This is a genomic window from Microbacterium suwonense (assembly GCF_030296555.1).
In the GTDB taxonomy this organism is placed as follows: domain Bacteria; phylum Actinomycetota; class Actinomycetes; order Actinomycetales; family Microbacteriaceae; genus Microbacterium; species Microbacterium suwonense.
The window spans coordinates 2,462,237-2,475,403 of record NZ_AP027728.1 but is presented as its reverse complement, the minus strand read 5'-3'; the positions used below and the strand labels follow the sequence as shown (position 1 = coordinate 2,475,403).

The following is a 13,167-nucleotide window of genomic DNA, read 5'->3' as shown; positions in this document are numbered from 1 at the left end:
TTCACCGGTAGACACCGAACAAGGAGAATTCATGACAGCCAAGGCAACCACCGAGGCGACCTGGGAGCAGGACGTGCTCCAGGCCGACGGCCCCGTTCTCGTCGACTTCTGGGCCGCGTGGTGCGGGCCGTGTCGCATGGTCTCGCCCGTTCTCGACGAGATTCAGGCCGAGCACCCCGAGAAGATCACCATCCTCAAGCTCAACGTCGACGAGAACCCCAACCTCGCGATGCAGTACCAGATCACCTCGATCCCGGCCATGAAGGTGTTCCACGGCGGTGAGGTGAAGACCACGATCATCGGCGCCAAGCCGAAGTTCGCCCTCGAGCAGGACCTCGCCGAGTTCATCGGCTGATCCCCGCCTCGTTTCGGAGAAGCCCGTCGCCTTCCGAGGTGGCGGGCTTATTCTTTGGGTACGGATGCCGTGAGGAGCCCGTGCCGCGAGGAGCCCGTGCCGTGTGCGGGGTGCGGGCGCGGGTGTCGTGCGGCGGCGTGCGTGGGCTCCGTCTCAGGAGGCGTCGGCGATCGTAGGGTCCCAGGCTCGATGACTCTGCGATCCCAGCATCCGCCACACCGTCTCCGTCAACGCGGGGTAGTCCAGGGCGATCTGGCGCAGCACGCGATAGTGCCGGGCGGCGTTCGGGCGCACCCCGTCGTTGGCGACGATGTTCTCCGCACGCAGCAGGTAGACGACGAGCTCGTCGATACTGGGGAGGTCGTCCATGAAGTCCCACGGATCCTCACCCGCGCGCAGCCGCTCCTGGATCAGCACCGCCAGTTCGTCGGATGCCTCGGCCCGGAGCAGCTCGAGGCTGGCTCGGCGCGGTACGGAGTCGGTCACCGTTCCAGCCTAAGAGGTTCCACCGACACTTCGCATCGTGCTCGGCGTCAGCGCGACCCGTACTCCTCCTCGCCCAGATCCGCGAGGATGCGGTTGAGGTCTTGGATCGATGCGAATTCGATCTTGACCTGGCCTTTACGTGCTCCCAGAGAGATCTGGACGCGGGTGTTAAGACGGTCTCCGAGCTTGCTCGCGACCTCGTCCAGGTATGCACGTCGCGCTCCCGGCTGCGGCTTGGGCGACTTTCCCGGGTTCACCGGAAGGCTCTTCGCCGCGGCTTCCGTCGCGCGGACGGACAGGTCTTCGTTGACGACCTTGTCGGCCAGGTGCTGCATCCGCTCCGGGTCTTCGACCGAGAGGATCGCGCGGGCATGCCCCGCCGAGAGCACACCGGCGGCGACACGCTGCTGCACGGCGACCGGGAGGCGCAACAGACGGATTGTGTTGCTGATCTGCGGACGGGAGCGGCCGATGCGGGTGGCCAGCTCCTCCTGCGTGATGCCGAAGTCCTCCAGCAGCTGCTGATAGGCAGAAGCCTCCTCCAGCGGATTCAGCTCGGACCGATGCAGGTTCTCCAGCAGCGCATCACGAAGCAGATCCTCGTCGGCCGTCTCACGGACGATCGCCGGGATCTCCGTCAGGCCGGCCTCACGGGCAGCGCGCGTGCGCCGCTCCCCCATGATCAGCTCGTACTCGCCCGCGGTGTTCTTGCGCACGACGACCGGCTGCAGCACGCCGAACTCCCGGACGCTGTGCACAAGCTCTGCGAGATGCTCCTCATCGAAGTGCGTGCGCGGCTGCCGCGGATTCGGGACGATGGTGTTCGGGTCGATCTGGACCAGACGGATGCCGGGTACCTCGGCGAGTTCAGGAATGTCAGTCGTGGCTGTGACTTCCTCGGCATCCGTCTTCACCTTCGTCGCGCCGGGGAAGAAGACGTCCACCGGGCGTTCCGTGTGATCTGCGGTGGGGATGAGGGCGCCGATTCCCCGACCGAGTCCGGTGCGTTTGGCCATCACTACTGCTCCTTGTTCTGCGAGGACTGTTCGCCTCGCCGTGCGATCTCGACTGCTGCTTCCCGGTAGGCGATCGCGCCCGCAGACGTGGCGTCGTAGGCGATCACCGTCTGTCCGAAACTCGGTGCCTCGGACACGCGCACCGATCGCGGGATGACCGCGTCGAGCACCTGCTCGGGGAAGTGATGCCGCACCTCTTCCGCGACCTGCTGAGACAGACGCGTTCGAGCGTCGAACATCGTCAGCAGGATCGTGGTCAGCTGAAGCTCGGGGTTCAGATGCTTCTGAATCATCTGAATATTGCCCAGCAGCTGACTCAGCCCCTCGAGCGCGTAGTATTCCGCCTGGATCGGGATGAGAACTTCGGATGCCGCGGTGAAGGCGTTGATGGTGAGCAGTCCCAGCGATGGTGGGCAGTCGATGATCACGACGTCCATCGCGTTCTCGTGAAGATAGGTCTCCAGCGCTCGACGCAGCCGGAACTCGCGAGCGACCTGCGAGACGAGCTCGATCTCGGCGCCGGCCAGGTGGATCGTGCTCGGCGCACAGAACAGATTGGGGGATTCGGGGCTCGACTGCACGATGTCCGCGAAGGGAAGCTCGTTGATCAGCACGTCGTAGACGCTCGGCGTATCGGCGGTGTGCGTGATGCTGAGTGCCGTGGAGGCGTTCCCCTGCGGATCGAGATCGACCACGAGAACCTTCGCGCCCAATCCGGCGAGAGCGGATGCCAGGTTCACCGCCGACGTCGTCTTGCCGACGCCGCCCTTCTGGTTCGACACCGTGAAGATGCGAGGTTCACCGGGGAAGGACACGGTGACCTCTGCGAGTGCTCTGCGTCGACTGGAGAGGTCGGCGAGTTCCCGAGCGAGCGGCGTATCCATCCCGAAATCCTGCTTCGGTGATGCGTTGTCGGATCGTTTCACGTGAAACATGGACTCCTTTCGGGACCGTCTACCACTCTAATCCCTCCAACCCTCCGGTCATTGAGCGAGGGCAGTACCGGTCATTGAGCGAGGAGCGAAGCGACGAGTCGAAATGTGAATGTTCCACGTGAAACCACACGTTTCGACTCGCTCCGCTCGCTCAACGACCAGGTCGCCCTCCCCGGTCATTGAGCGAGGAGCGAAGCGACGAGTCGAAATGCCCCTCGATAAACAGTCACGTTTCGACTCGCTGCGCTCACTCAACGACCGACATCCCCTCCCGGTCATTGAGCGACGAACGAAGTGAGGAGTCGAAATGGGATGTTCCACGTGAAACCACACGTTTCGACTCGCTCCGCTCGCTCAACGACCGGGTCGCCCTCCCCGGTCATTGAGCGAGGAGCGAAGCGACGAGACGAAATGCCCCACGATACAGAACCTCGTTTCGACTCGCTCCGCTCGCTCAACGACCAGGTCGCCCTCCCCGGTCATTGAGCGAGGAGCGAAGCGACGAGTCGAAATGCCCCTCGATAAACAGTCACGTTTCGACTCGCTGCGCTCACTCAACGACCGACACCCCCTCCCGGTCATTGAGCGAGGAGCGAAGCGACGAGACGAAATGCCCCACATCCATCGGGCCGCGCGTTTCGACTCGCTCCGCTCACTCAACGACCGACACCCCCTCCCGGTCATTGAGCGAGGAGCGCAGCGACGAGACGAAATGCCCCACGTTCCACGCGAAACCACACGTCTCGACTCGCTCCGCTCACTCAACGACCGAGATCCCTCCCGGTCATTGAGCGAGGAGCGAAGCGACGAGACGAAATGCCCCACATCCATCGGGCCGCGCGTTTCGACTCGCTGCGCTCACTCAACGACCGGGGTCCGTTGCCTTGCGAAGCTTGCGCTCGCGCGCGCTCCATCCCTTGATCGCGTCGAACCCGCCCTCGATGAAGGCGAGCCGCTTGGCGTGACTCCACCCTTGGATGCGCTTCTCCAGCCCGAATGCCTCATCAATGCGATCGAACTCCGCGAACCAGACGAGTTCCAGTGGGAGGCGGCACGCTGTGTAGTCACTGCCCATCCCTTGTGCGTGCGACGTCAGGCGTACGTCGAGCTCACGAGTGCTGCCCGCGTAGAACGTTCCGTCGGAGCATCGAAGAATGTACGTGTAGCCGGTCATGGTGAGAGCGTAGGCAGGGGAAGAACGCCGCTATGCCCACATCCCACTGTCTGTGGAAGTTTCACGTGAAACGTCGATTGTGCAGGGAGAGTTACCGTGCTTTGGGCGTTTCGACTCGCTTCGCTCGCTCAACGACCGAGGAAGAACCGGTCATTGAGCGAGGAGCGGAGCGACGAGACGAAATGATCCCACGTTCATCAGGACGCCATTTCGACTCGCGTTGCTCGCTCAACGACCGGAGCAGAACCGGTCATTGAGCGAGGAGCGGAGCGACGAGACGAAATGGCCCCCGTTGCGCATCCTCGTTTCGACTCGCGTTGCTCGCTCAACGACCGGAGGAGAGCCCCACGTGCATCAGGACGACGTTTCGACTCGCTTCGCTCGCTCAACGACCGAGGAAGAACCGATCATTGAGCGAGGAGCGGAGCGACGAGACGAAATGATCCCACGTTCATCAGGACGCCATTTCGACTCGCGTTGCTCGCTCAACGACCGGAGCAGAACCGGTCATTGAGCGAGGAGCGAAGTGACGAGACGAAATGGCCCCCGTTGCGCATCCTCGTTTCGACTCGCGTTGCTCGCTCAACGACCGGAGGAGAGCCCCACGTGCATCAGGACGACGTTTCGACTCGCTGCGCTCGCTCAACGACCGAGGAAGAACCGATCATTGAGCGAGGAGCGGAGCGACGAGACGAAATGCGGATGTTCCACGTGAAACCGTACGTTTCGACTCGCTTCGCTCGCTCAACGACCGAGGAAGAAGCGGTCATTGAGCGAGGAGCGAAGCGACGAGACGAAATGGCCCCCGTTGCGCATCCGCGTTTCGACTCGCTGCGCTCGCTCAACGACCGGGGGGCGTTTCACGTGAAACGGTGTCAACGAACTCGCGCGCGGAAGACCCTGGTGGGCTCCATGAGAACACCCTCACCGAGGATCTCGACCGAGACACCCGTCACCTTGTGCTTCTTCAGCACCTTCTGTGCGGCGTCGATCTCGGCACCGACGTTCTGACCCTTGAGGAAGATCAGCTCGCCGCCGTCCTTCACGAGCGGTGCAGTGATCGGCACCAGGGTGCGCAGCGCACTGACCGCCCGGGCGGTGACAACATCGAACTCAAGGCCGACATCTTCGGCCCGTGCGCGCATCACCCGGGCATTCTCCAAGCCCAGTGCCTCGATCTGCTCGTTCAGCCATGTGACACGTCGCTCCATCGGCTCGATGAGCGTCCATTGCACGTCAGGTCTCGCGATCGCCAGCACCACACCTGGCAGGCCCGCCCCGGAGCCGACATCTGCAACGGAACCATGAAACAGCGGTGCGGCGATCGCAGAGTTCAGGATGTGCCGAGTCCAGAGCCGCGGCAATTCCAATGGGCCGATGAGACCCCGCAACTCCCCCTCCTCAGCGAGTGCCGAAGTGAACTGGCGGGCCAGGGGGATACGTTCACCGAAGAGGTCGGCCGCGGCAGACGGTTCGGTCTCGATGGCGGCGGGAGTCATGCGTGGGCTTTCTGATCGGTGGGGAAGGGCGTTTCGTCTCGCTTCGCTCGCTCAACGACCGGGAGGGGCTTCGGTCGCTCAACGACCGGGCTGTGTCGGCGAGCGGGGGCGTTTCGTCTCGCTTCGCTCGCTCAACGACCGGGAGGGGCTTCGCTCGCTCAACGACCGAGGGGAACCCGTTTCACGTGAAACATCCCGAGGAACCCGGAGCGGTCTCAGCCGCGGGAGATCACCGTGTGACGGTCGGCACCCTCGCCGTAGGACTCCGAGACCAGTCCGCGGTCGGACACGATGTCGTGCACCAGCTTGCGCTCATAGCTCGACATCGCCGGCAGCGACGCCTGGCTCGCACCCGCATCCAGCTTCTCCACCGCCGTATCCACCAACGCCTCGAGCTGACGACGACGCGCATCGCGCGACCCGCCGACGTCGAGGATCATCCGCGAGAACGAACCGGTCTTGCTCTGCACCGCCAGACGCGTCAGCTCCTGAAGGGCCTGCACGGTCTCCGGCGCGGAGAGCGTGGACAAGGAATCGCCCTCAGCCTCGACCGAGACGTAGGCACGACCCTGCCGCACATCCAGGTTCAGATCGCCGTCGATGTCCGCGATGTCGAGCAGCTCTTCCAGGAAGTCGGCAGCGATGTCGCCCTCCCGCTCGAGTTCCTCAACCGTCGACTCCGCGGATGACTTCAGCTCTTCAGTGACCATCAGTTCGATCCCTTCTTCTTCGCACGCTTCTTGCTCATCGGCTGCTCTCGCTTCGGCGCCTGCTGCTTGGCGCGCTCAGCCTCTTCGAGCAGGCGCTGCTGCTCAGCCTGATACACCGCCATCGGCACGACCTTGCCATCCGAGTCGATCGCCTTGCCCTTGCGCGCGAGGCGCTCCTCACGGGCACGCGCGGCCTCGGAACCCGGAGTCGGCATCTCGCGGATCACCAGGAACTGCTGTGCCATGGTCCACAGGTTCGACACGAACCAGTACACGACGACGCCGAGCGGGAAGAAGACACCCGAGAAGATGAAGCCCAGCGGCAGGATGTAGAGCATGATCTTCTGCATCTGGTACGCCTGGCCGGTCTTGGCCTCGGGCGACAGGTTCTTCGAGATGATCTGCAGCTGGGTGAAGAACTGCGAGCCGATCATCAGCACGACCAGGATCACCAGCAGCACGATCGCCGGGGTGTTCTGCGCGCTCCAGGCATCGCCCAGCGTCTCGTGCAGCGAGACCGTGCCAAGCAGTTTGGCGTCGTAGAACTCCTTGGTCAGATCAGGCGTCAGCATCCCGACCCCGCCACCGCCGGCCTTGGCGTGCGTCCCCACATCGCGCAGCACACTGAAGAGCGCGAAGAAGATCGGCATCTGCACGATCATCGGCAGACAGCTCGACACCGGCGTCGTGCCGTGCTTCTTGTAGAGCGCCATGGTCTCGCGACTCATGGCCTCGCGACTCAGCTGATCGCGCTTACCCTTGTACTTCTCCTGGACTTTCCGCAGTTGAGGAGCGATTTCCATCATCTTGCGCTGACTCTTGATCTGCTTCACGAACAGCGGGAAGACCGCCGCGCGAACCACGATCACCAGGCCGACGATCGACAGCACCCAGGTGACGCCGGATGCCGGGGCCATGCCCACCACGGTTAGCAGCCAGTGCCAGGCCACCAGGATCAGCTCCACCGCCCACTTCAGCGGCCAGAGGATGGTGCCGAGCAGGTCGAAACCGGCTCCGGAGTCATCCGCGGCGGCGGTGGCGGTGCTTGCGAGCAGAAGGTCAAGACCCACTGTTCAGTCCTTTCGAGGGGGTACGACGAATCCCTGCGGAGTCAGTTCGTAACGGAAATGAGCGTGCGGGCGAACGTCGTCAACGCCGCCCTTGCTCCACGGATTGCAACGCAGGATGCGCCAGGCGGACTGGATCGTCCCCCATACCGCGCCATGCTGCTGAACCGCACCTACAGCGTATGCGGAACAGGACGGGTAATACCTGCATACCTCCCCATACAGGGGAGAGATCACTGCTCGATACGCGACCAGGAACGCGAGAACGGCATTGCGCGGCAGCAGCACGATGCCGCGCAGCAGATCGGATGCCTGGAATCGCGCGGTTCCGAAGGCGTACGACGGCAGTGCGCTCATGCCCGCACCGACTCTGCCAGAAGGCGGTTCAGGCAGCGATCGACGCCGGCGCGCAGTTCCCAGAAATCGGCGGTGGCGGATGCGGGAAGGGCACGGATGACGACATCCGTGCCCTCGGGAACCCGATCGAGGAACTCCGCGCACACCGCCTTCAGACGGCGACGAACGGTGTTCCGAACCACGGCGGTTCCTACCTGCTTGCTGATGATGAACCCGAACCGCGGTGCTCCGCCCTCAGACGAGGAGAGCAGGGAGGTCACCAGTTGCCGCCCTCCACAGCGCCTCCCTCGGCGGACAACCTGACGGTAGTCGACGCCGCGTGTGAGACGGTTCTGCCGGGCGAGCACGGAGGGTCCGAGCGGCGGCTTACGCCGAGAGCTCAGCGCGGCCCTTCGCGCGGCGGGCCGAGAGGATGGCGCGGCCGGCGCGGGTGCGCATGCGAGCACGGAACCCGTGCTTCTTCGCGCGACGACGGTTGTTGGGCTGGAAGGTGCGCTTGGTCATGGAATCACTCCGGAACTGGTTGTCGCCGGGCTGTTTTCATCCGGAGACAGAGGGTACTGCCAGAAGGCATAAGTCAACCGATTAAGGGTACGACCTGCCGTCGCGCAGAGCAAATCCACCGACGGATGCCGCTCTGCCGCCCGCCGGTTGCGCACACCCATTATCCACAACACCACACGCACGCGCCCCTCGCGACACACCCGCGTCTTTCCGCGGACGGCTTGCTGTTCGGCGATGCGATGACTACCGTGGCATCCAACGTTATCCACAGGGGGAGATCTCGCTTCGAGCGCCCTTTCCACAACTCGCCCGGAGCAACATGACCACTGCAGCCCACCCCGATGTGCCGATCTGGTCGACACTGCTCGAGCGCCTCTCCGAAGATGAGCGCGTCTCGCCGCAGCTGCATGGCTTTCTCAGCCTGGTCGTCCCCGCCGGCGTCATGGGTGGTGTGCTCTACCTCGACGTTCCCAACGACCTGACCGCCGCACAGATCAACAAGCGTCTGCGGATCCCGCTCATGGATGCCCTCTCTGCGATCGGCGAAGAGGTCACCTCCTATCGCACGGTCGTCAATCACGAGCTGGCCGACCAGCCGACCGCACCCATCTCGGTGCCGGACTTCACGGCGACGGCAGCGACCAGCGAGCCCCCGATCGATGGGCCGCCCGCACCACGCCACGAATCCCGGCTGAATCCGAAGTACACCTTCGACAACTTCGTGATCGGGCAGTCCAACCGCTTCGCACACGCGGCCGCCGTCGCCGTCGCCGAAGCGCCCGCCAAGGCCTACAACCCGCTGTTCATCTACGGCGACTCCGGTCTCGGCAAGACGCACCTGCTGCACGCCATCGGCGACTACGCGCAGTCGCTGTACGCCGGCGTGAAGGTGCGCTACGTCTCCAGCGAGGAGTTCACGAACGACTTCATCAACTCGATCGCGAACAACCGGGGCGCTGCGTTCCAGGGCCGGTATCGCGAGGTCGACATCCTGATGATCGACGACATCCAGTTCCTGCAGGGTCGTGCGGAGACGCAGGAGGCGTTCTTCCACACCTTCAACCAGCTGCACGATCACAACAAGCAGGTCGTCATCACCAGCGATGTGGCGCCCAAGCTGCTCACCGGCTTCGAGGACCGCATGCGCAGCCGCTTCGAGTGGGGCCTGATCACCGATGTGCAGGCGCCCGACCTCGAGACGCGCATCGCGATCCTCCGCAAGAAGGCGCAGAGCGATTCGCTGCACATCCCCGATGAGGTGCTCGAATACATCGCCACCGTCGTCTCCTCCAACATCCGCGAACTGGAGGGCGCACTCATCCGCGTCTCGGCCTTCGCGAGCCTGAACCGGTCGGCGCTGGACATCTCGCTCGCTCAGACCGTGCTGCGCGACATCGTCGACACCACCGAGGACAACGTCATCTCGCCGACCGACATCATCACGTCGACGGCGGCGTACTTCAAGCTCACCGTCGACGACCTGTACGGCTCGAGCCGGTCGCAGCAGATCGCCATTGCCAGGCAGATCGCCATGTATCTGTGTCGTGAGCGCACCAGCCTCTCGCTGCCGAAGATCGGTCAGCTGTTCGGCAACCGCGACCACACCACGGTGATGTACGCGTGCAAGAAGATCAGCGAGCTCATGAAGGAGCGCCGCTCGATCTACAACCAGGTCACCGAGATCACCACGCAGATCAGCCGGCGCTGATCGCCGCGACACGCCTGTCGTTCCGCGGGAACACGTCAGTTGTCCGCAGGGGCTGTGGATAACATGTGGAAATCTGAGCTTCGGATGCCGTCGATCGCTCTCGCCTGTGGATAACTTCCGATCACACTTCGGAGCCTCAATCCCTCGAAACCCCCGGATTCCTCAGGGCTTCCACATCTCACACGGATGTAGTTACCTACTCTCTGCTGATATCCACCGACTTATCCACAGAATCCACAGTTGTTAACACCGTTAAGAGATCTCCATCTGAATAGCGCGATCCGATCACCAGAGAGATGTGGACGGAACCTCTGCCGCTGACGCCGCACAGTAGCGACCCTGGCATCCGGTGCGACTAGCATGGGATCGCCTGCAGTGGGCCCACTGCGAAGGGTGAAGTACAACGAGGGAGCGCCCGTGAGGTTCCAGGTCAACCGCGATGTGTTCAGCGAGGCTGTGTCCTTCGTCGTCAAACTGCTTCCGCAGCGGAATCCGCAGCCGATCCTGGCGGGGGTGCTGATCGAGGCATCCGAGGCAGGGCTCACCCTCTCGGCCTTCGACTACGAAGCATCCGCCCGCACCACCATCGAGGCGAACGTCGACGAGCCGGGCACGATCCTGGTCCATGGCCGGCTGCTCTCCGACATCGCCAGCCGGCTCCCGAACGCACCGATCGACATCGCCGTCGAGGAAGACGGTGGCATCGCGGTCACCTGCGGCTCCGCACGCTTCACGCTCGCCGCCATGCCCGTCGAGGAGTATCCGTCGATCCCCGAGGTCACCGGTTCCACCGGCGTGGTCCCGGCTGAGGACTTCGGCACCGCGATCGCCCAGGTCGCCTTCGCCGCATCCCGCGACGATGTGACCCCGGTGCTCACCGGCGTGCAGCTGGAGGTCTCGGGCACCACGCTCAGCATGGTCGCCACCGACCGCTACCGCGTCTCGCTGCGCGACGTCCCCTGGGACGGCGAGGGCTCCGAGCAGACGGCGCTGGTGCCGGCCCGCACGCTCACCGAGGTCGGAAAGACGTTCGCGCACGCCGGAAACATCGAGATCGCCTTCTCGGGTGCGGGCGACCGCGAGATCATCGCCTTCACCTCGGGTAACAAGACCGTCACGTCGCTGCTGATCAAGGAAACTTCCCGCCGGTGCGCCGGCTGTTCCCCGAGCAGACCGACCACTACGCGGTGGTCAACACCGCCGAACTCATCGAGGCCGTGCGTCGTGTCGCCCTGGTGCTGGACCGGTCGGCTCCGCTGCGTTTCACGTTCAGCACGGACGGGGTGACCATGGACGCCTCGGGCAGCGAGCAGGCCCGGGCATCCGAGTCGGTCGACGCGCACCTGAACGGCGGCGACGAGGTGACCCTCGGCCTGAACCCGCAATACCTGCTCGAGGCGCTCGGTGCTGTGAAGAGCGAGTTCACCCGCGTGACCTTCACCTCCAGCGACAACGCCAACAAGCTCAGCCCGGTGCTCGTGACCAGTCAGACCTCGGTCGACCAGGCCGGCCTGGACTCGTTCAAGTACCTGTTGCAGCCGAACCTGCTCCTGCGCTGATCGGCGCTCTCGAGCTCGGGTGTCAGGGCCCGAAGGTAGGCTGACAGCGTGATTGTGGAGCACCTGAACCTGGTCGATTTCCGCAATTATGCGACCGCCGATCTGACCCTGCACCGCGGGCCGAACGTGCTCGTCGGCAGCAACGGCCAGGGCAAGACGAATCTCGCCGAGGCGATCGTGTACCTCGCCACGCTCGGCTCGCATCGGGTCTCGTCCGATGCCCCGATGGTGCGCGAAGGTCAGGAGTTCGCCGTCATCCGGGCACGGCTCGCGCATGGCAGCCGCATCGTGCTCGCCGAGGTGCAGCTGAACCGGCAGGGAGCGAACAAGGCACGGATCAACGGTTCGCCGACGAAGCCGCACGAGCTTCCTCGCTATGCGCACGTGGTGCTGTTCGCGCCGGAGGATCTGCAGATCGTGCGCGGCGACCCATCCTCGCGTCGGAGGTTCGCGGATCAGCTGCTGATCCAGCGCACCCCGCGCATGGCCGGGGTGCTCGCCGACTACGACCGGGTGCTGCGCCAGCGCACGGCGCTGCTGAAATCCGCTCGCGCCCGCGGAGTCCGCGGCGAGGGGCTCTCCACCCTGGATGTGTGGGACGACAAGCTCGTCGCGCTGGGCTCCGAGATCATCCATGCGCGCATCCGTCTGGCATCCGATCTGCAGAGCCCGCTGGCCGAGGCGTACTCGGCGATCGCCGGGGCCGACCACGGGCCGCAGCTGGAGTGGGCGCTGTCGCTGCGCGGCGGCGACCCCGAAGAGGCGCAGGAACCGGATGCGGATGCCGCGACCGATCCGCGCGGCGACATCGAGGAGCTGTTCCGTGCCACTCTGCAGGCCAAGCGTGCGAAGGAGATCGAGCGCGGTCTGACGCTGGTCGGTCCGCACCGCGACGACCTCATCCTGAGGGTGCGCGATCTGCCGGTGAAGGGGTACGCCTCGCATGGCGAGTCGTGGTCGATGGCGCTGGCGCTGCGGCTGGCATCCGCCGAGCTGCTGCGCGCCGAGTCCCCCGCCGGCGACCCGGTGCTGATCCTCGACGACGTCTTCGCCGAGCTGGACGCCGATCGCCGTCAGCGGCTGGCGGCGATCACCGTCGGCTACGAGCAGGTGATCGTCACGGCCGCGGTCGAAGCCGACATCCCCGAAGCCCTGCACCGCCACGTGGTGCGCATTCACGCGGGCACCATCAGCGACGACAGGGATGGGAGGACGGATGCCGATGACTGATCCGCAGCCTCCCGAGACCGTCGCCACCTATCTGCGGCTGCGCGGGCTCAAGCCGAGCTCGAAGAACTGGAAGCGCCGTCAGCGCACGGTGGTCGACGACGATCACGTGCCCTTCACCAAGGGACGCGACCCGGGCATGCTGGGGGACGTGCTCGCCAAGCTCACCAAGGACTCCGGCTGGGAGAAGACGCTCGCGGCCGAGGACCTGGTCAGGCAGTGGGCAGAGCTGGCCGGAGCCGACACGGCGAAGCACTCCGAGCCGGTGGCACTGGAGCGCGGCGTGCTCACGGTCAAGTGCGATTCAACCGCCTGGGCGAAGAATCTGCAGTTCATGCGCGCGGTCATCATGACCGAGATCGGCAATCGCTATCCGGATGCCGGAGTCGAGAACATCCGCTTCATCGGACCGGATGTTCCCTCCTGGAAGTGGGGACCGCGGGTTGTGCGCGGAAGGGGCCCACGGGACACCTACGGGTAGGGCATCATGAATACCCCCTCAAGCGCCCAGAATTGATCACACGGCGTTTGAGAGCCAGATGGGTCTCCGAAACCCGCTAGAATGAACGG

The 13,167-nt window shown here is 64.5% G+C and carries 14 protein-coding genes and 1 pseudogene; 5 read left to right on the top strand and 10 right to left on the bottom strand.

Annotated elements, in window-relative coordinates; translation table 11 throughout:
• Positions 1-31 precede the first annotated feature (31 nt).
• Positions 32-355: a thioredoxin gene (gene trxA, locus QUE33_RS12385; protein ID WP_286300420.1), complete on the top strand. Its 324-nt coding sequence runs from the start codon at positions 32-34 to the stop codon at positions 353-355.
• Positions 356-508: 153 nt separating this feature from the next.
• Here trxA and QUE33_RS12380 read toward each other — a convergent pair whose 3' ends face one another.
• The 10 genes from QUE33_RS12380 to rpmH all read right to left on the bottom strand — a co-directional run bounded on the left by QUE33_RS12380 (position 509) and on the right by rpmH (position 8,103).
• On the bottom strand, positions 509-841 hold the full coding sequence (locus tag QUE33_RS12380) for a tryptophan synthase subunit alpha (protein ID WP_286300418.1): 333 nt from the start codon (positions 839-841) through the stop codon (positions 509-511).
• Between the two features lie 47 nt (positions 842-888).
• A complete protein-coding gene (locus tag QUE33_RS12375) occupies positions 889-1,857 on the bottom strand; it encodes a ParB/RepB/Spo0J family partition protein (protein WP_286300416.1) in 969 nt (322 codons plus the stop codon).
• Positions 1,858-1,859: 2 nt separating this feature from the next.
• The gene (locus QUE33_RS12370) at positions 1,860-2,741 is read right to left on the bottom strand and encodes a ParA family protein (protein ID WP_286300414.1); all 882 of its coding nucleotides are present in this window, start codon (positions 2,739-2,741) and stop codon (positions 1,860-1,862) included.
• A 913-nt stretch (positions 2,742-3,654) separates the two neighbouring features.
• Positions 3,655-3,966 carry a GIY-YIG nuclease family protein gene (locus tag QUE33_RS12365; protein ID WP_286300412.1) on the bottom strand — a complete coding sequence of 104 codons (312 nt, stop codon included), beginning with the start codon at positions 3,964-3,966 and terminating at the stop codon, positions 3,655-3,657.
• An 875-nt stretch (positions 3,967-4,841) separates the two neighbouring features.
• On the bottom strand, positions 4,842-5,465 hold the full coding sequence (gene rsmG, locus QUE33_RS12360) for a 16S rRNA (guanine(527)-N(7))-methyltransferase RsmG (protein ID WP_286300410.1): 624 nt from the start codon (positions 5,463-5,465) through the stop codon (positions 4,842-4,844).
• A 215-nt stretch (positions 5,466-5,680) separates the two neighbouring features.
• Positions 5,681-6,175: a Jag family protein gene (locus QUE33_RS12355; protein WP_286300408.1), complete on the bottom strand. Its 495-nt coding sequence runs from the start codon at positions 6,173-6,175 to the stop codon at positions 5,681-5,683.
• Positions 6,175-7,245 carry a membrane protein insertase YidC gene (yidC, locus tag QUE33_RS12350; protein WP_286300406.1) on the bottom strand — a complete coding sequence of 357 codons (1,071 nt, stop codon included), beginning with the start codon at positions 7,243-7,245 and terminating at the stop codon, positions 6,175-6,177. The genes QUE33_RS12355 and yidC overlap by 1 nt, the downstream gene beginning before the upstream one ends.
• A gap of 3 nt (positions 7,246-7,248) precedes the next feature.
• Positions 7,249-7,599, bottom strand: a complete 351-nt coding sequence (gene yidD / locus QUE33_RS12345) for a membrane protein insertion efficiency factor YidD (RefSeq protein ID WP_286300404.1) — start codon at positions 7,597-7,599, stop codon at positions 7,249-7,251.
• Positions 7,596-7,946, bottom strand: a complete 351-nt coding sequence (rnpA, locus tag QUE33_RS12340) for a ribonuclease P protein component (RefSeq protein ID WP_286300403.1) — start codon at positions 7,944-7,946, stop codon at positions 7,596-7,598. The genes yidD and rnpA overlap by 4 nt, the downstream gene beginning before the upstream one ends.
• 19 nt (positions 7,947-7,965) lie before the next feature.
• Positions 7,966-8,103, bottom strand: coding sequence for a 50S ribosomal protein L34 (gene rpmH / locus QUE33_RS12335; protein WP_286300401.1), 138 nt, complete (start codon positions 8,101-8,103; stop codon positions 7,966-7,968).
• Positions 8,104-8,422: 319 nt separating this feature from the next.
• Between rpmH and dnaA the strand changes: the two genes are divergently transcribed.
• The 4 genes and pseudogenes from dnaA (at position 8,423) to QUE33_RS12315 (ending at position 13,078) form a co-directional block, all read left to right on the top strand.
• Complete coding sequence (gene dnaA, locus QUE33_RS12330; RefSeq protein ID WP_286300400.1) at positions 8,423-9,811, top strand: chromosomal replication initiator protein DnaA; 1,389 nt, start codon at positions 8,423-8,425, stop codon at positions 9,809-9,811.
• A 417-nt stretch (positions 9,812-10,228) separates the two neighbouring features.
• Positions 10,229-11,370 (top strand): annotated as a pseudogene (dnaN, locus tag QUE33_RS12325) (DNA polymerase III subunit beta).
• A gap of 48 nt (positions 11,371-11,418) precedes the next feature.
• Positions 11,419-12,600 (top strand): DNA replication/repair protein RecF, encoded by a 1,182-nt coding sequence (recF, locus tag QUE33_RS12320; protein WP_286300399.1) that lies wholly within the window; start codon positions 11,419-11,421, stop codon positions 12,598-12,600.
• On the top strand, positions 12,587-13,078 hold the full coding sequence (locus QUE33_RS12315) for a DciA family protein (protein WP_286300398.1): 492 nt from the start codon (positions 12,587-12,589) through the stop codon (positions 13,076-13,078). The genes recF and QUE33_RS12315 overlap by 14 nt, the downstream gene beginning before the upstream one ends.
• Positions 13,079-13,167: the final 89 nt, after the last annotated feature.